Genomic DNA, 17,027 nt, shown 5'->3' on the forward strand with positions numbered 1-17,027 from the left:
CGGGGGCCGGGCAGGAGGCCCGCCGGAGCGGGATCACCTCCTGGTGGCCGTATCCCGCGCGAGGCGGCCGCGTACCGCGCCCGCTCGGCGGTAGCGCTGGGCGCGGGCCGCGGCGGCGGAGAGGCGGGTGCGGAGGGGGCGGGGGTCCACGTCGGCCAGGGCCTCGGTGAGGAGGCGGACGGGTTCGGTGCAGGTGGGGTAGCGGTCAGCGGGGTTTTTGGCGAGGGCGCGGCGGAGGATTTCGTCGACCTCGGGCGGGATCCAGTGTTTGCGGGCGGAGAGGGCCGGGGGCGCGTCGTGCAGGTGGGCCTGTGCGGTGGCCATCAGGTTCTCGCGGGAGAACGGCGGGCGGCCGGTGAGCAGTTCGGCCGCGGAACAGGCCAGCGCGTATTGGTCGGTGGCCGGGGAGACGGCGCCCGCCTTCAGCAGTTCCGGCGCGGCGTACGGGACCGAGACCACCACGAAACCGTCCGTCGCCAAGGGCGGTTCGGGCCGGTCGCGCCAGCGGGCCTGGTCGAAGTCGGACACCTTCACGGTCGTGTCCGTGCCGACGAGGACGTTGGCCGGTTTGACGTCGAGGTGCAGGACGCCCTGGGAGTGCGCGTAATCCAGTCCCGCCGCGACCCGGTTCAGCACCTCCAGCACCCGCGGCAGCGCCGGGTTCTGATGCGGCATCCGCACCAGCGCCGAACCCGTTGTGCCCGCGACGTATTCGTGCGCCGACCACAGCAGCCCGTCGGTTTCCCCGTGGGTGTACATCCGGATGATGTTCGGGTGCCGCAGCGCGGACAGGATCTCGAACTCGTGCACGAAACGCGCTCGCGCCGTGGCCGAACCGCTGTCGCCGAGCCCGAGAATCTTCAGCGCCACGGGCCGCGACCGCTCCAGGTCCTGCGCGAGGAACACCTCGCTGCTGCCGCCGTGGCCGAGCCGGGCCTTCAAGAGAAATCCCGCAAACCGATCGCCTGGCTCGTATGACACGTCCTCACCATAATGCGGCCGTCCGCCCGAACCCCGGGTTTCGGCTCCGGCAGTGAGCATCGTCATGGTGTCGCGCGGCAGATCGAGGGGTAATTTCGTTTATTAGCGAAATATCGAAGGGCGGTGTGGATGCTCGACGAGTGCAAAGCGCTGGCGAACGACACCCGGCTGCGCATCCTGGAATGGCTCAAGGACCCGCAGGCGCATTTCCCCGACCGGGCCCACGAGGCGGCCGAACTGGGTGTCTGCGTCGGGCTGCTCCAGCAGAAGGCGGGGACCTCGGCGTCGACCATGTCGGCGCACCTGGCGATCCTGCAGCGCGCCGGCTTCCTGTGCGCGACCCGGCGCGGGCAATGGACCTACTACCGCCGCGACGAGGCCCGCATCCGGGCCTTCACCGACCGACTCCACCACGCGCTCTGACCGCGCCCGCAGTCCACCGAAAGGCAGCGTCTCATGCCCACCGCCCTGTCCCTGCTCGATCTGGCGACGATCGAGCCCGGCCGCACCGCCCGCGACAGCTTCGAGAACAGCGTGGCCCTGGCCCGCGCCGCCGAACGCAGCGGCTACCGCCGCGTCTGGTACGCCGAGCACCACAACATGGCTTCGATCGCGTCGAGCGCCACCAGCGTGCTCATCGGTTACGTTGCCGCGCACACCGACTCCATCCGGCTCGGTTCGGGCGGCATCATGCTGCCCAACCACTCGCCGCTGGTGATCGCCGAACAGTTCGGCACGCTGGAGACCCTGTTCCCCGGCCGCATCGATCTCGGTCTGGGCCGGGCGCCGGGCAGTGACCAGAAGACGATGCTCGCGCTGCGCCGCAACCCGTCCTCGGCCGACTCCTTCCCGCAGGACGTGCTGGAACTCCAGGGCTATCTGACGGGGGAGTCCCGCGTGCCGGGCGTGCAGGCGGTGCCGCGCGCCGAGGGCGTCGTGCCGCTCTACATGCTGGGCTCCTCGCTGTTCGGCGCGCAGCTCGCCGCGCATCTGGGCCTGCCGTACGCCTTCGCGTCGCATTTCGCGCCGGACGCGCTGCACCAGGCGGTCGAGGTCTATCGCGACACCTTCCAGCCCTCGCGGCAGCAGGCCGAGCCTTACGTGATGGCCGGCGTCAACGTGTTCGCCGCCGACGACCACGACGCCGCGGAGGAACAGCGGAAGATCGCCTACCGCGCCCGCGCCCGCTTGATGATCCGGCGCGGCGCGGCCGCCCCCGACTTCACCGACGAGGAGATCGACGCGTTCCTCGCCTCCCCGAACGGGCAGTCGCTCGCCTCGATGACCCGCTACACCGCCGTCGGGACCGCCGCCGAGGTGCAGGACTACCTGGACGAATTCGCCGCCTCGATCGGGGCCGACGAACTGATCCTCGCCCATGGCACCACCCGCGTGGAGGACCGCGTGCACTCGATCGAACTCACCGGCGCGAGCGCCGCGGCCGCAGCTACGCACTAGGAAATCGGACCACCGTTCCCACCCGTTCACACGCATTTCTGTAACAAGTTCTATTTCTGTGTGATAGCGTGACCGCCCGTCCGCTGGGGCCGGGAACGGAGAGTGCGATGGGTTTTGTCGAGCCCGAGTTGCCCGTGGTCGACATGGAGCAGTGGAGCCGGGGTACGCGCAGCGAGCGCATCCGGCCGATGGCCCGGCACTGGGCCGAGGTGGGCTTCGGCACGCCGGTGGTGCTGCATCTGTTCTATGTCGCCAAGATCTGTCTCTACATCCTCGGTGCGTGGCTGTTCGCGTTGGCGACCAGCGGCATCGATGGGTTCACCAGGGTCGGGTCCTGGTGGTCGGAGCCGATCGTCTTCGAGAAAGTGGTGCTGTACACGCTGCTGTTCGAGGTGATCGGCCTCGGCTGCGGGTTCGGTCCGCTCAACAATCGGTTCTTCCCGCCGATGGGTTCGATCCTGTACTGGTTGCGGCCCAAGACGATCCGGCTCCCGCCCTGGCCCGGGCGGGTCCCGCTGACGCGGGGCGACGAACGGAAACCGGTCGACGTCGCGCTGTACGCGGCGCTGCTGGTGCTGCTGGTGTGGGCGCTGCTGTCCGACGGCACCGGCCCGGTGCCGGAGCTGGATACGGACGTCGGCCTGCTGCCGGTGTGGCAGATCGTCGCGATCCTCGGCGTGCTCGCGGTCGCGGGCCTGCGCGACAAGGTCATCTTCCTGGCCGCGCGCGGCGAGGTCTACGCGACGCTCGCGGTCACCTTCCTGTTCGGCGGGGCCGATGTGCTCGTCGGGTCCAAGGTCGTGTTCCTCGTGATCTGGATGGGCGCGGCGACGTCGAAACTGAACCGGCACTTCCCGTTCGTGGTGTCGACGATGATGTCGAACAGCCCGGTGGTCCGCCCTCGGTGGATCAAGCGCAAGTTCTTCGAGAACTTCCCGGACGATCTCCGGCCGGGCAGGTTGTCACGGCTCGTGGCGCACGCCAGCACGGCGGTGGAGATGCTGGTGCCGCTCGTGCTGTTCTTCTCTGGCGGCGGCTGGCCGACCGCGGTGGCCGCGGTCGTGATGGTGTGCTTCCACCTGGGCATCCTGACCGCCATCCCGATGGGCGTGCCGCTGGAGTGGAACGTCTTCATGATCTTCGGCATGGGATCGCTGTTCGTCGCGCACGCCGACATCGGGCTCGGCGACCTGGGCAACCCGCTGCCCGTCGCCCTGCTGTTCGTGGTGATCACGGGCATCGTGGTCGCGGGAAACCTGTTCCCGCGCAAGATCTCCTTCCTGCCCGGCATGCGGTACTACGCCGGCAACTGGGACACCACGCTCTGGTGCGTCAAACCCTCCGCCGCGGCGAAGATCGGCACCGGGGTCGTGGCCATCGCGAGCATGCCCCAGGCGCAGCTGGAGCGCTACTACGGCAAGGACCGGGCGCAGATCCCGCTCTATCTCGGCTACGCCTTCCGCGCCATGAACACCCACGGCCGCGCCCTGTTCACGCTCGTGCACCGCGCCGTGCCGGAGGGCCGCGAGGACGAGTACACGATCACCGACGGCGAACGCATCTGCAGCACGGCGATCGGCTGGAACTTCGGCGACGGCCACATGCACAACGAGCAGCTCATCGCGGCCCTGCAGCGGCGCTGCCACTTCGAACCGGGCGAGGTGCGGGTGATCCTGCTCGACGCGCAGCCCATCCATCGGCAGGAACAGGCGTACCGGCTGGTCGACGCGGCCACCGGCGAATTCGAACGCGGCGTGGTGCGGGTCGCCGACATGGTGACCCGGCAGCCGTGGGCCGACGACGTGCCGGTGCACGTCGACGGCCGTGGGTGAGGAGAAGAGTCGTGGGTGTGGAGACGAGTGCGGCGGAGGAGACGGGTGTGTCGGAGGAGCAGGTGCCGGAGTCGCGAACGCCCGTGATCGTCGGGGTGGCTCAGGCCTCGGAGCGGATCGGCGAACCGGACTATCGCGCGCTGTCCGCGGCCGACCTCGCGGCCGAGGCGGTGCGGGCCGCGCTGGCCGACACCGGCGGCGACCCGGAAAAGGTGGTGGCGCAGATCGATACGATCGCCGCGATCCGCGCGTTCGACGATTCGAGCGCGTTCGCCCGGCCCGCGCTGGGCGCGCCGGACAATGTGGCGCGGGCCGTGGCGGGACGGGTCGGGGCGCGACCGCGCCGGGCCATCCTCGGCCCGACCGGCGGGCAGAGCCCGCAGCAACTGCTCACCGAGCTGTGCGGCGCCATCGCCGCGGGCGAGTCCGAGGCCGCCGTGGTGTTCGGCGCGGAGGCCATCTCCACCGTCCGGGACCTGGCGCGGCGCCCCGCCGCGGAGCGACCGGACTTCGGCGAGCACGTCGAAGGATCGCTCGAGGACCGCGGTTACGGCATCGAGGGGATGACCCCGTCGCAGGGCGTGCTGCACCGGATGGTGGAACCTGCCGTGTCGTACACGGTGCTGGAGAACGCTCGCCGCGCGCGCCTGGGTGTGCCGCCGCCGGTGTACGCGCGGTCGATGGGTGAGCTGTTCGCCCGGTTCAGCGCGGTCGCCGCCGACAACCCGCACGCGGCGGCGCCCACCGCCCGCGAGGCCGCCGCGCTGATCGAGGTGAACGAGCGCAATCGGCGCATCACCGACGCCTACACCCGGCTGCTGGTGGCCCGGGAACAGGTGAACCAGGCGGCCGCGGTGGTGGTCATGTCGCTGGCGGCCGCGCGGCGGCTCGGAATTCCCCAGGCGCGCATGGTCTTTCTGCGCGGGCACGCCGATCTGACCGAGCGCCCGCTGCTGGCCCGCCCGGACCTGAGTCGCAGCCCCGCGGCCGTCGCGGCCGTCCGCGCGGCCTTGGACATGGCCGGGGTGACTCTCGATGAGCTGTCGGCGATGGACCTCTACAGCTGCTTCCCGATCGCGGTGTTCAACCTCTGCGACGGGCTGGGCCTGTCCCCGGACGACCCGCGCGGCCTCACGGTCACCGGCGGGCTGCCCTACTTCGGCGGCCCCGGCAACAACTACACCACCCACGCCATCGCCGAAATCGTTGCGCGCGTGCGGGACAGGCCCGGCAGTCACGGCATGGTGGTCGCCAACGGCGGCGTGCTCAGCAAGCACTCGGTGGGCATCTACACGACGACCCCCAGCCCCTGGCAGCCCGCGCGCCGGGCGGCCGCGCAGGCCGAACCCACCGTGCCGTCGGTGTACCACGCCGACGGGTGGGCGACCCTGGAGAGCTACGCCGTGCGGTACGAGCGCGACGGCGCGCCCGTAGCCATCGTGGTCGGCCGGCTCGACGACGGCAGCCGCTTCATCGGCAACGGCCTGGCGCAGGACGACGAGCTGATGGCGGCGTTGACCGGCGACACCGAGCCGATCGGCCGCCGCGTCGCGGTCCGGTCCACCGACGCGGGCAACCGGGTCGCGTTCACCCGCGAACGCCTCGACGAGCTACTGGGACAACCGGTCTCGACCTTCCGCGACACCTACGAGCATGTGCTCGTCACCCGCTCCGAGCACGTGCTCGAGGTGCTGATCGACCGGCCCGAGGCCGGCAACGCGCTCAACGCGCGGGCGCAGCGCGAACTCGACGAGATCTTCACCGCCTTCGAGCACGACGACGAGCTGTGGGTCGCGATCCTCGGCAGTACCGGTGGCGAGAACTTCTGCGTCGGAAGCGATCTCGGCGAGGTGGTGTCGCCGCTGCAATTGCTGGCGCAACCCCGCGGCGGATTCGGCGGGCTGTCGGCGCGCGCGTGCGCCAAGCCGGTGATCGCGGCGGTCGACGGCCGCGCCGACAGCGGCGGCCTCGAGCTGGTGCTGGCCTGTCACCTCGTGGTCGCCGACGAGGCGGCGTCGTTCGCGTTGCCCGACACCGGAATCGGGCAGGCGCCCGGGCCCGGCGTGCTGGTGCGGCTGCCCCGGATCGTCGGCCGTGCGCTCGCGCACGACATGATCGTCACCGGCCGCCGGATCGACGCGGACGAGGCCGTCGCCGCCGGACTGGTGGCGCGCAAGGCCCCGACCGGCAAGGCGATGGCCACCGCGCGGCAGCTGGCCGCCGACATCGTCGCCCGGTCGCCGATCGCCCTGCGCGCCGCGCTGTCGTTCATGGCGCACGCCGACGAGTCGCCGGATCCGGTCGCCGCCATCGGCCAACCGGCCCCGCTGCTGGACAAGCTGATCGCCCACCACGACCCCGTCGAGGGGCTGGCCGCCCTGCGCGAGCGCCGAATTCCCCGGTGGCGCAACCGCTGACGCGGTCGGCCACCGGCGATTCGCCGGGCGATCAGGGTTGCCGGGTGCGGCGCACCAGCACCACCACGACCACCAGGATCACCACGACCACACCCGCGCCGAACGCGGTGATCAGCAGCCACACCTGCGACACGTCGTCGGTCGCCGTGGCGGAAGCGCCGCCGGGCGTGGGCTTCTCGAATCCGGCGCCGTCGTTCGGGTCGGCGGCGGGATACGCCGACGGCGGCCCGGACTCGGCGGTGCCGGTGACATCGACCTCCAGCTGGACCGGGACCGGACCGGCCTTGCCCTCGTCGTGGATCGGCGGGCCCAGCGCGACCGCGATGTAGTACCACCCGGACAGGGCGGCGTCGCGGATCTTGCTGTCGTCGGCCGTGCGGTTGGCGTAGCGGACCGGCGCGGTGGCTAGGGCGGGTTTGTTGCTCGGCAGCACCGTTTCCTGGCCGGTGTAGGACGTGGTGTCGGAGGTGATCTCCTTGCGGTACGGGGCGTAGAGGGTGGTGTTGACGTTGGAGATGTACTCGACGCCGTGCTCCGGGGTCGCGGCGTAGCGGACCCGGTAGGCCAGCCCCTGCCCCCACTCCAATTTCACCCGGTAGAAGACGAATTCGCCGCGCTGCAGGGTGTCGGAGTACTTCCCGGAGCCGGCCAGCGGGGCCGCCACGTTGAACGATCCGCCTCCGCTCACCGGGGTCGCCGCGCCACCGGGGTCGTGGAACGCGGCCTCCGCGGTCGCGGCGGGTGCGCCGGAGTCCGAAACCTTGGGCTCCACACCGACATTCATCTCCAGCGACAGGGTCTCGGGCGCGTTGTCGGCGACCCGAGCCCACTCCAGGCTGAAGTAGTAGCGGCCACCGCCCTTGCAGTTGTCCTGTCCGCCACCGGTTTTCGGTTCGGTGGCGCCCTTCCACGCCTTCGCGACGGTCAGCGTGACGCCGTCGGAGGACCGGGTGGCCTGCTCGCTCTCGTAGGCGTGGCAGTCCTGGCCCTCCGCGCCGTAGACGCGCACGGCGAGGCTGTTGTTGGCGAACGTCGAGTCGCCGCCGCGCGGAAACGACACCGTCCCACTGAAATACGCGGTCGCGCCGTCGGGCACGTCCACCGCGTAGTAGCGCGGCGTCTTGCGGCCGAGGGTGTCGAGGTACTGCCCGGGCGCGGCCACCGGGGCGTCGCGGTAGGCGGGCGTGCCCTCGATGCGCACGCCGGCCGGCGTGTAGTTGCGCAGCGCCGTGGCGCTGACGCGGGGCAGCACCTGTTCGAGGATCTTGCCGTCGGCGGCGTCGGTGTAGGTGCCGCCGGTGGTCTGCGCCACGCAGGAGAGCTGCGCCCGCGCGGCCTCGTCGACGCCGAAACCGATGGCGTGCACCATGATCCGGTTGCCCTGCCGGCTCAGCTCCCGGGCCACCTCGCACGGATCCGGCGGCGCGCAGGTGTCGATCCCGTCGGAGACCAGCACGATCGACCGCGGTCCGCTGCTCGGCAGCGCCTGGGCCGCGGTGCGCAGCGCGGCGCCGATCGGGGTGTATCCGCTCGGGGTGATCCCGTCGACCGCGCGGGTGAGCGCCGATTTGTCGAGGGCGTCGGGCGCGCGGAGCACCTGCACGTCGCGGCAGCCCGCGCTCTTCTCGGCGTCCGCGGAACCGGTGCCCGTGCCGTACACCGAGAGCCCGACCTTCGACGCGGCCGGCGCGGCGGTGACGAAGGCGCGCACCGCCTCCTTGGCCGCGTCCATCTTCGTGCCGCCGCCGGGATCGGTCGCCAGCATCGAGCCGGAGGCGTCGAGCACCAGCATCGTCGGCGCGTACGCGGGTGCGGCCCCGGGGGATTGCTGTGCCGTCGCGGGCGCGGCCGCGGGCAGTACACCGATTACCCCCGCGGCGATCACTCCGATGATTTTCGCCAAACCCGACACGCTGACCGAACTCCGTTCTGCTGCGGCCGCACAATTCGCGGATGTCGCGGTGCGGCGGTCGCTGGACTCTACTGCATCTTTCGGCCGGACAACTGTGCGCAACCTAGCCATATCGCTACGATCGCAATACTTTTCCGAACGGGAGTTATGCGAACGAGGGGAGTTTCGACGATGAAACGTATGGTGCTGGGTGTCGCGGCCGCCGCCGTGCTCGGCGCGGGCGCGGCGGTCGCCGCCCCCGCCTCGGCCGATGCGGGTGATCCGTGTCAGCTGGGTTGGTCGAATGTCGGCCCGCGCACGTGCGTCAAGAACGATTTCCGGCTGAGTCCTGTTCTCACACTTGGGAACGGCGTGTGTGCCGGGGTGTTGCAAACCGGCGGCAGCGCATTCGACGGACCGCTCTATCAGTATTCCGAGGCGCCCGGCGCCGAACATTCCGTCGTCCTGCGGATCACCCAGGGATTCTCGCCGGTGGGCGAATGGGGACCGCAGTTGCTGGCGTGTGACGTGACGGCCGTCCTCGATTGGCACAATCTGGACACCGGCGCGACGGGCAGCGTCAGCCGTTTCATCCCGGCCGGGCAGCGGCTGTCGGCGGCGATCCTGGTGGCGGACACCGGCCCGGGCCGGGTGCGGCTCACCCTGCGCACCGACCGGCCGAACGTGCCGGCCGCGGCGGAGGTCTTCGTGCCGTAGCGGCTCACCGCTGCGGCGGGTCCGCCGTCTCCTCGTTGCGTTCCCGCACCGCCGCCTGGGTGCGGCGCAGCGAGGTCCACGCCTCGAGGTCCTCCTCGAGAATCTCGTTCAGCTCCCGCATGGTCTCGCGGGCGAGCACGTCGCGGTCCTCCCCGGTGGCCTGCCGCAGTTCGGTGCTGCGCAACAGGGTTTGCAACTGGCCGAGGATGACGCTGCGCTGCACCCACATCTCGCGGTGCCGGTACAGGCCGTCCCAGGCGGTGATCACGCCGATCGACGCCGCGAGCCCGGTGCTGAGCAGGCCGAGCCACGGCGCGTCGTAGACGGCGATGGCCGTGCCGAGCACCGCGATGAGCCCGTTGGCCACGGCCGTCCAGACCACGACCTGCTTGGCCCGCGTCTTCACCACGAACCGCGACCGTTCGTACTCGTCGCGGAACAGGTGCAGGTAGTGCAGGCTGATCCCGAGCGGATCGGCGTCCGGGGGCGGCGACTGGGGACTGTGCAGCCCGGTGGAATGCGCGGGGGTCTGCTCGCTGCGGAGCCATCGCCACATAGAGAAACAGCCGTTCGACGAGAGATTTCGGGGACTTCGGCGGGGAGTTACGGTAGCACGAATGGTTGCATTTAGGTGGTATGGCCTTTAGGATTGCCTGGTCGGCTCCCCGGGAGCCGTCTCGTGCGGCGAAGGGTTGTGACAACATGGCAGTTCCCAACGGAGCGATCACCAGTCATGTGGAGACGGCGCGCCTGCGGCCCTCGGAGCTCGCGCGGCAGCTGGTCCAGCATCTGGGGCCCACCCTGGTGGCATTGGTCGCCGGGGTGCGCGACCGCAAGCTGCCGCACAAGTGGGCGCACGCCGACGGCCCCCGCCCGCGCGACGCGGCGCTGGCCCGGTTGCAGGTCGCGCACCGCTGCTGGATCCTGCTCGCCACGGCCGAGAGCGAGGATGTCGCGCGCTCGTGGTTCATCGGCGCCAACCCGCGGTTGGGCGAGGAATCCCCGGCGGTCGCCATCCGCGAGGGTCGTTACGCCGAAGTGATCGCTGCCGCAGTCGCTTTCGTCGACGGCTCCGGCAACAACTGAATGGCAGCACGATTTTCCCCTCCATTAAGCTCTACTCCTGCAAGAGGATTGGGGCCCGGCCGGTGAGGGGAATTCTTCGTGTCCATCAGGGAGGTCAGGCGCTCCAGTGCCCGGCGGACCTGTTCCAAGACGGGCCTGGTGCTCGTCCCCTCGGCCAGCCGTGAGGTCTACCGGCTCGCGAAACCTTCCTACGGCCCGCTCAATCCGCTGCTGCGCGGACTGACCACCGACGCCTCCACCGCCACCTGGAACCGCTACGACGTCGCCGGCCAGCAGACGGTGTACGCCGCCGACACCGAGGAGGGCGCGTACGGCGAACTGCTCGCCCCGCTCAAGCCCACGCTGCCGGTGGCGGCGGCGAAGTATTTCGACGACGTCGGCCCCGACACCGAGATCGACTCGCTGATCCGCGAGGAGTGGGAGAACGCGGGTTACCGGGCGCCGCGCGAGATCGATCTGACGTGGCTGAGCGAGTACCGGCTGTATCGAATCACGTTGCCCACCATGGGCTGGTTCATCGATATCGAGGCCGCGTCGAGTCTGGCGGCGATCGCGAAATATCCGCCGCCGAGCCTGGTGGAGCGGGGTGTCGGCGAGGTCAGCGTCGCCGAACTGCGCGGCAGCGACCGCTCGCTGACCACGGCCATCGCCACCCGGCTGTGGCCGATCACGCTCGACGACGACAGCCTCGCGCACGGCATCCTCTACGGCTCCCGGCACGGCAGCGAATGGAACTGCTGGGCGATCTGGTTGCGCCGCTCCCGCCGCGTGCGGTCGACCAAGGGACTCGTCGCCACCGCCGACGGCGGCGTCGAAGTGCTTCCGCCCGCGATCAATCCGCCGCTGGAGGCCATCCTGACCACCTACGACCTGACCGGAACCTGGTAGCGGCGGCCGCGGTCAGTCCTGGTGCACGACCATGACCGGGCAGTGCGCCTGCTGGACCAGGGACTGGCTGGTCGAGCCGAGCAGCAGTCCGCGGAACCCGCCGCGGCCCCGGCTGCCCACCACGAGCAACTGCGCCGAACGCGACCACCCGATGAGGCGATCGCGCGGCCCGGACAGGTAGGCCTTGCGGACCACGACGACATCGGGATACCGGTCCTGGCAGCGAGTCAGCTGTTCCTGCAGGGTGCGGTGGGCCTCGGCCTCGGTCATGTCGTCGAGTTCGGGCATGGTGCCGGGCAGGCCGCCCACGGGCAGATCGCTCCAGGCGTGCACGGCGACCAGCGGCACGCCGCGGGCGTCGGCCTCGGCGAAGGCCACCCGCACCGCGGCCTGACCGGCCGGGTTGCCGTCCACCCCGACCACCACCGGTTGCGCCGCGGGTTCGGACGCGTTCTCCTCCTCGCCGCGCACGACGACGATCGCGCCGTGCCCGTGCGCGACGACGGCGATGAGCGTCGAGCCCAGCCGGGTCAGCGCCCCGCCGGAGCCGGAGACGCCGAGCACCACCAGGTGGGCGTCGCGGGACTGCTCGATCAGCACCCGGGCGGCGCCGGCGTCGGCGATCTCGGTATCGATGTCCAGGCCGGGCGCGACCTCGCGAGCCAGGGCGACCGCCGCGCCCACGCAGTCGGCGCCCTTCTGTCGCAGCGTGTCCAGCACGCCGGGCGAGCCGAGCTGGTCCGAGCCGAGCAGCAGTCCGGTGGTGCCCAGGCCGAGGCCGTGCACGATTCGCAGTGTGTGCCCGCGCGCGGCGGCGGTGCGCGCCGCCCAGCGCACGGCGTGCTGCGCGGCCCTCGACCCGTCCACGCCGACGACCACCGGCCCGGGCGGTCGCGGGTCTGCGGTGGGGTGGTCGCCAGGTGTCATCGAGCGTCCTTCCGGTCGTGGCGGGTGGCGCCGGGAAGGATCGCGCGCGGTACCCCGTCCTCCCTGTTCGCCTCGCACCGCGGATGGTAGCCCGAAATGTGCTGAGGGTGTTGGAAGTATCGAACCGGAGTGGTTGTCGACCTCGATTTCACCCGCAGCGGGTGAGGAGAGGGAAATCGCTCTCGATCGCCACAGTGTTGCGGACGGTCGTCGGTCGTCCGTCAGGCGCGGGCGTCCCGGCGGACCGCGCCCACCGCCTTGCGCGCGGCCACCAGCACCGGATCCCAGACCGGGGAAAACGGTGGGGCGTAACCCAGGTCGAGGGCCACCATCTGTTCCACGGTCATCCGGGTGGTCAGGGCCACGGCCGCGATATCGATGCGCTTGCCCGCGCCCTCGCGGCCGACGATCTGGACGCCGAGCAGCCGGCCGGTGCGGCGCTCGGCGAGCATCTTCACCGTCATGGGCGCCGCGCCGGGGAAATACCCGGCGCGACTGGTGGATTCGATCAGCACGGTGACGAATTGCAAGCCGACCGCGCGAGCGTCCCTCTCGCGCAAGCCCGTTCGGGCGACCTCGAGATCGCAGACCTTGCTCACGGCGGTGCCGACCACGCCGGGGAAGGTGGCGTAGTCGCCGCCGACCCCGGACCCGATGATCTGGCCGTGCTTGTTGGCGTGGGTGCCCAGCGGGATGTGCCGCTCGGAGCCGGAGACCAGGTCCAGCACCTCCACGCAGTCGCCGCCCGCCCAGATGTCGTCGTGGCCACGCACCCGCATGGCCTGATCGGTGAGCAGGCCGCCGGACGCGCCGAGCGGTAGTCCGGCGGCGCGCGCGAGTTCGGTGGCCGGGCGCACGCCGAGGCCGAGCACCACGACGTCGGCGGGATACTCCTCCTCGCCCGCGACGACCGCCCGCACCCGGCCTTCCGCATCGGTGCGGATGGCCGTCGCCTCGGTGTCGCCGACCACCCGAATGCCCATGCCCTGCATGGCCTTCCGGATCAGCACGCCCATGTCCGGGTCCAGGGTGGACATCGGTTCGACGCCGCGGTTGAGCATGGTGACCTGGTAGCCGCGATTGATCAGCGCCTCCGCCATCTCGACGCCGATGTAGCCCGCGCCCACCACCACGGCGCGGCGGCCCTGGGTCGAGTCCAGGGTGTCGATGAGGGCCTGGCCGTCGTCGAGTGTCTGCACGCCGTGCACCCCGGCGGCGTCGATGCCCGGCAGCGGCGGGCGGATCGGAGCCGCGCCGGTGGCGATCACGAGCTTGTCGTAGCCGGTCCAGGACTCCTCGCCGCTCTCCTCGTCGCGCGTGCGGACGCGGCGGCCGGAGACATCGATCTCCAGCGCCGTCGTCCGCAGTCGCAGATCGATGTCGCGCGCGCGGTGCTCCTCGGGTGTGCGGGCGATCAGGTCGTCGCGGTGCTCGACGTCGCCGCCCACCCAATAGGGGATGCCGCACGCCGAATACGAGGTGAAATGCCCGCGTTCGAAGACCACGATCTCGAGGTCGGCCGCCTGCTTCAGCCGCCGGGCCTGCGACGCCGCCGCCATCCCGGCCGCGTCCCCGCCGATGACCACCACACGTTCGCTCATGCCGGTTACGTTACGAGGCCGCCGCCCGACGCGAGCGGGACGGCCCGGCCACCAGCTCGAGAGCCAATTCTCCGAAACTGTCCACCAGCCTGTGGAACTCGTTCTAGATTCGGGGCATCGCCGACACGGTTGCCGCATTGCTCCATGCCCCCGGCGACGGCTACGAGGTGACGATGACGAACGATATCCCCACCAGCGCAGCGGAACTCACACCGGCGTGGCTCACCGGGCTGCTGCGGTCGGCCGGGCACGACGTGGTCGTCGACGGGGTCGAGGCGACACCGGTCGGGTCGGGACAGATGGCGGGCAGCTACCGGCTCGCGCTGCGCTACCGCGGCGCGACCGACTTGCCCGCGCGGATGGTCGCCAAGCTCGCCACGGGCAATGCCGACCAACGCCGGTTCGGTTCCGGCGCTTTCCGCAACGAGGTGCTGTTCTATCGCACCCTGGCCGCCACCGTCCGGGTGCCGCTGGCGCGCTGCCACGCTGCCGTCGCCTCGGACAGCGGCAGCGAATTCGTCTTGCTGCTCGACGATCTCGCGCCCGCCGTGCAAGGTGATCAGATCGCCGGTTGCGGCGTCGCGCAGGCGCGGGCGGTGGCCGTCGCCGCGGCGGGACTGCACGGGCCGCGCTGGTGCGACCCGACGCTGCTCGCCGAGCCCGGAATGGCGCTGCCGACTGCCGCGGACCGGGAGCTGATGGACTCGGTGCTCGCCCCGATGACCGACGCGTTCCGGGACCGGTTCGCCGACCGGCTGAGCCGGGCCGAATCGGCGACGCTCGACTGGCTGGTGGACACCGCCGGCGACTGGCTGGTGGCGCCCGTGCGGCATTTCGCGCTGCTGCACGGCGATCTGCGGGTCGACAACGTGATGTTCGGCCCCGACGGGTCGGTGACGATCATCGACTGGCAGACCATCACCCCCGGACAACCCTTGCGCGACATCGCCTTCCTGCTGGCGACCAGCCTCCCGACCCCCGACCGCCGCGCCCACGAACGCGCCATCGTCGCCGACTACCACGCCGCCCTGACCCGGCACGGCGTCACGGACTACCCCTTCGACGACTGCTGGCGCGACTACGCCGCCGCCCTGGTCCAGGCCCCGCTCATCATCGTCTTCGGCTGCGCCGCAGCCCAACCCACCCCCCGCGGCGACCACATGTTCCACACCATGCTCACCCGCACCGCCGCCACCATCACCGACCTCCTCCCCAACACCTTGCGCTGACCACGGGTCGGCGCGGCCCGGTGCCGCCCTACTCCCGCCCGACCCGATGGCCGACCGGCGTCGGCTCGGCGTGCTTCCACGGTAATAGTGCAGAACTGAGCAGCAGCGCGGCGGCCGCGAAGCCGATCGCTACTCGCGTGCTCGTCACACCGGCGACGACTCCGCCGAGGGCGATGAACGCGGGTTGGACGCACTTGGCGCTGATCGACCAGGCGGTGCCGACACGGGCCATGTGGTCGTCGGCGGTGCAGTTCATGCGGTAGGTGGCGAAGATCGGGTTGAACACTCCCGCGCAGAACGACAACAGCGTCTCCGCGAGCATGACGACGACGAGTCCGAGCGTGTTCGGTCCGGCGAGCAGCAGCAGCCCGAGCCAGCAGGTTCGCAGCGTGCCGAAACCGAGGAGGACGGCGCGGTGGCCGAATCGCGCGGCAAGCCTTGCGGCGCACAGGGAGCCGAGCAGCCCGCCGACGCACGGCAGCCCGAGCGCCAGCCCGTATTGCCATGGCGAGAAGCGCAGTTCGCGGAGCAGCAGCAGGGCGACCAGCGGAGTTGTCGAGAGGAGCGCGCCGCCGAAGAGCATGCCGTTCCAGAACAGCCGGACCAGCGTCGGCTGACCGAAGATGTAGGACCACCCGCTGCGGATCTCGCGGACCCAGTGGTGTTCGGCGCGTTTGTGCGGCGGCGGCGGTTCGACGGTGCCGATGCCGCGGATCCCGAGCGCGGACAGCAGATAGCTCACAGCGTCGATGACGACGGTGACCGTCGCGCCGAACAACGAGATCAGTACGCCGCCGATCGGGGTGCCGACGCTGGACACCGTCCACACCGTGGATTCGAAGCGGCTGTTGGCTCGAACGCGCTGCGACTCGGGGACAACAGCTTTCACGTAGGCCTTGTTGGCAGCGTTGAAGACGATCGCGCACAGGGTTTGCGCGGCGGCGACGACGCACAGCTGCGCGTAGGTCAGTGCCCCGGCCCAGGCGGCCAGGGGCACGCTGGCGAGCACAGCGAAGGACACCAGGTCGGCCCGCACCATGACGGCTCGCTTGCGGCGGAACTCGATGAGCGACCCCATCGGCAATGCGGCTGCCGCGCCGGCGATTCCGGCCATGGCCGCCATCAGCGAGACCTGCAGGTCGGAGGCGTGGACCACGAGGATGGCGACCAGCGGCAGCGCGCCCGCGCCGAGGGCGCTGCCGACCTCGCCGACGGTGAACGACCCCCACAGCCGGTAGAAGTCGGCGGAGAGTCGGTCGGTGGAGTCGGCGGCTCTCGTCACCGGGCAAGCTTCTCGTAGTCGGTGGTGGAGCCCAAGTTCTGCGCGGCGGTGAGGGGTAATCCGCTTGGGCGTTGAGGGATTTGGGGCGACTACTTGGTGGGGAGGGCGTTCTGGAGGCCGCCGACGTCGGTGATCTTCCAGTCGGCGTTGCTGTCGATGGTGAGGGAATAGGTGACTGTGGTTTGGGCGCCGTCGGGGGTTTGGGCGCTGGTGGAGTTGACGTTGAGGTAGGCGTTCACCTTGTAGACGCCGTTGGATTCGGAGGTGACGGCTGCCGAGAGCGGGGTTGCCTTCGAGGTCCATTGCAGCGGCAGGAGGATCTGCTCTAGTTGGGGTGCGGTGGCGTCGAATTTCGCGGCGAGTTGGGGGGTGGTTCCGGCCTGTAGGCGGGTGATCCAGCTCTTGACGTCGTGGAAGTCGATGGTGGAGGCCCCGACCGCGTAGTCGGAGGCGATCTGCTCGGCGTGCCGGTCGGCGGCGGCGCGGTCGTCGCGGTCGGCGAGGGTGGACCGCGCCGACCAGTAGAGTGCGGCGAAAGTTGTTGTCGCGGCGAGTAATCCGGCGATCGCCACGGTGAGCAGCACGGTCGACAGCCGGATCGAGAGCGTGCGTGGTTGCGGGCCCGGCCTCCGTGCCGGAGCGTTCTCCGCCTGGGTGGTGTCGGTCTTCTCGTCTGTCGCTGTGGTCATGCTCTGTTCCTTCGCCGTGGCTGGTGGCG

General features: G+C 70.7%; 15 protein-coding genes. 8 read left to right on the forward strand and 7 right to left on the reverse strand.

The features are described from left to right. Nucleotides 1-33: 33 nt before the first annotated feature. On the reverse strand, nt 34-981 hold the full coding sequence (locus IU476_RS10390; protein ID WP_195098998.1) for a serine/threonine-protein kinase: 948 nt from the start codon (nt 979-981) through the stop codon (nt 34-36). 129 nt (nt 982-1,110) lie between these two features. Between IU476_RS10390 and IU476_RS10395 the strand changes: the two genes are divergently transcribed. The 4 genes from IU476_RS10395 to IU476_RS10410 all read left to right on the forward strand — a co-directional run bounded on the left by IU476_RS10395 (nt 1,111) and on the right by IU476_RS10410 (nt 6,688). Further along, on the forward strand, nt 1,111-1,404 hold the full coding sequence (locus IU476_RS10395) for an ArsR/SmtB family transcription factor (RefSeq protein ID WP_195099001.1): 294 nt from the start codon (nt 1,111-1,113) through the stop codon (nt 1,402-1,404). A gap of 33 nt (nt 1,405-1,437) precedes the next feature. After that, a complete protein-coding gene (locus IU476_RS10400) occupies nt 1,438-2,439 on the forward strand; it encodes an LLM class flavin-dependent oxidoreductase (RefSeq protein WP_195099003.1) in 1,002 nt (333 codons plus the stop codon). Between the two features lie 107 nt (nt 2,440-2,546). Then, a complete protein-coding gene (locus IU476_RS10405) occupies nt 2,547-4,271 on the forward strand; it encodes a DUF3556 domain-containing protein (RefSeq protein WP_195099005.1) in 1,725 nt (574 codons plus the stop codon). Between the two features lie 17 nt (nt 4,272-4,288). Further along, on the forward strand, nt 4,289-6,688 hold the full coding sequence (locus IU476_RS10410) for an acetyl-CoA acetyltransferase (protein ID WP_324194039.1): 2,400 nt from the start codon (nt 4,289-4,291) through the stop codon (nt 6,686-6,688). Nucleotides 6,689-6,719: 31 nt separating this feature from the next. Here the strand turns inward: IU476_RS10410 and IU476_RS10415 are convergent, their stop codons facing one another. Then, nucleotides 6,720-8,600, reverse strand: a complete 1,881-nt coding sequence (locus IU476_RS10415; RefSeq protein ID WP_438943994.1) for a vWA domain-containing protein — start codon at nt 8,598-8,600, stop codon at nt 6,720-6,722. A gap of 171 nt (nt 8,601-8,771) precedes the next feature. Here IU476_RS10415 and IU476_RS10420 point away from each other — a divergent pair, with 171 nt between their 5' ends. Beyond that, complete coding sequence (locus tag IU476_RS10420; RefSeq protein ID WP_228823463.1) at nt 8,772-9,296, forward strand: hypothetical protein; 525 nt, start codon at nt 8,772-8,774, stop codon at nt 9,294-9,296. 4 nt (nt 9,297-9,300) lie between these two features. On the opposite strand, the gene IU476_RS10425 is transcribed toward IU476_RS10420, so the two are convergent. After that, nucleotides 9,301-9,852, reverse strand: coding sequence for an SLATT domain-containing protein (locus tag IU476_RS10425; RefSeq protein WP_195099009.1), 552 nt, complete (start codon nt 9,850-9,852; stop codon nt 9,301-9,303). 146 nt (nt 9,853-9,998) lie between these two features. Here IU476_RS10425 and IU476_RS10430 point away from each other — a divergent pair, with 146 nt between their 5' ends. Next, nucleotides 9,999-10,382 (forward strand): hypothetical protein, encoded by a 384-nt coding sequence (locus tag IU476_RS10430; RefSeq protein ID WP_195099011.1) that lies wholly within the window; start codon nt 9,999-10,001, stop codon nt 10,380-10,382. Nucleotides 10,383-10,460: 78 nt separating this feature from the next. Continuing rightward, nucleotides 10,461-11,270 carry an RES domain-containing protein gene (locus tag IU476_RS10435; protein ID WP_195099013.1) on the forward strand — a complete coding sequence of 270 codons (810 nt, stop codon included), beginning with the start codon at nt 10,461-10,463 and terminating at the stop codon, nt 11,268-11,270. 12 nt (nt 11,271-11,282) lie between these two features. On the opposite strand, the gene IU476_RS10440 is transcribed toward IU476_RS10435, so the two are convergent. Both IU476_RS10440 and IU476_RS10445 read right to left on the reverse strand, forming a co-directional pair. Continuing rightward, entirely contained in the window at nt 11,283-12,197 is a 915-nt protein-coding gene (locus tag IU476_RS10440; RefSeq protein ID WP_195099015.1) for a universal stress protein, read from the reverse strand. 221 nt (nt 12,198-12,418) lie between these two features. Continuing rightward, nucleotides 12,419-13,798 carry an FAD-dependent oxidoreductase gene (locus IU476_RS10445; protein WP_195099017.1) on the reverse strand — a complete coding sequence of 460 codons (1,380 nt, stop codon included), beginning with the start codon at nt 13,796-13,798 and terminating at the stop codon, nt 12,419-12,421. Nucleotides 13,799-13,965: 167 nt separating this feature from the next. On the opposite strand from IU476_RS10445, the gene IU476_RS10450 reads away from it, so the two are divergent. Then, nucleotides 13,966-15,027 (forward strand): phosphotransferase family protein, encoded by a 1,062-nt coding sequence (locus IU476_RS10450; RefSeq protein WP_195099810.1) that lies wholly within the window; start codon nt 13,966-13,968, stop codon nt 15,025-15,027. Nucleotides 15,028-15,055: 28 nt separating this feature from the next. Here the strand turns inward: IU476_RS10450 and IU476_RS10455 are convergent, their stop codons facing one another. Together IU476_RS10455 and IU476_RS10460 are read right to left on the reverse strand one after the other, a co-directional pair. Next, nucleotides 15,056-16,309: an MFS transporter gene (locus IU476_RS10455; protein ID WP_195099018.1), complete on the reverse strand. Its 1,254-nt coding sequence runs from the start codon at nt 16,307-16,309 to the stop codon at nt 15,056-15,058. Nucleotides 16,310-16,398: 89 nt separating this feature from the next. Then, complete coding sequence (locus IU476_RS10460) at nt 16,399-16,998, reverse strand: hypothetical protein (protein ID WP_228823465.1); 600 nt, start codon at nt 16,996-16,998, stop codon at nt 16,399-16,401. Nucleotides 16,999-17,027: the final 29 nt, after the last annotated feature.

This window comes from Nocardia blacklockiae (assembly GCF_015477355.1).
GTDB lineage: Bacteria > Actinomycetota > Actinomycetes > Mycobacteriales > Mycobacteriaceae > Nocardia > Nocardia blacklockiae.

Bases quoted from the DNA above. Each gene is read 5' to 3' on its own strand.
- IU476_RS10395 (WP_195099001.1), top strand. From the start codon at position 1,111: ATGCTCGACGAGTGCAAAGCGCTGGCGAACGACACCCGGCTGCGCATC.
- IU476_RS10400 (WP_195099003.1), top strand. From the start codon at position 1,438: ATGCCCACCGCCCTGTCCCTGCTCGATCTGGCGACGATCGAGCCCGGC.
- IU476_RS10405 (WP_195099005.1), top strand. From the start codon at position 2,547: ATGGGTTTTGTCGAGCCCGAGTTGCCCGTGGTCGACATGGAGCAGTGG.
- IU476_RS10420 (WP_228823463.1), top strand. From the start codon at position 8,772: ATGAAACGTATGGTGCTGGGTGTCGCGGCCGCCGCCGTGCTCGGCGCG.
- IU476_RS10425 (WP_195099009.1), bottom strand. From the start codon at position 9,852: ATGTGGCGATGGCTCCGCAGCGAGCAGACCCCCGCGCATTCCACCGGG.
- IU476_RS10430 (WP_195099011.1), top strand. From the start codon at position 9,999: ATGGCAGTTCCCAACGGAGCGATCACCAGTCATGTGGAGACGGCGCGC.
- IU476_RS10440 (WP_195099015.1), bottom strand. From the start codon at position 12,197: ATGACACCTGGCGACCACCCCACCGCAGACCCGCGACCGCCCGGGCCG.
- IU476_RS10445 (WP_195099017.1), bottom strand. From the start codon at position 13,798: ATGAGCGAACGTGTGGTGGTCATCGGCGGGGACGCGGCCGGGATGGCG.
- IU476_RS10460 (WP_228823465.1), bottom strand. From the start codon at position 16,998: ATGACCACAGCGACAGACGAGAAGACCGACACCACCCAGGCGGAGAAC.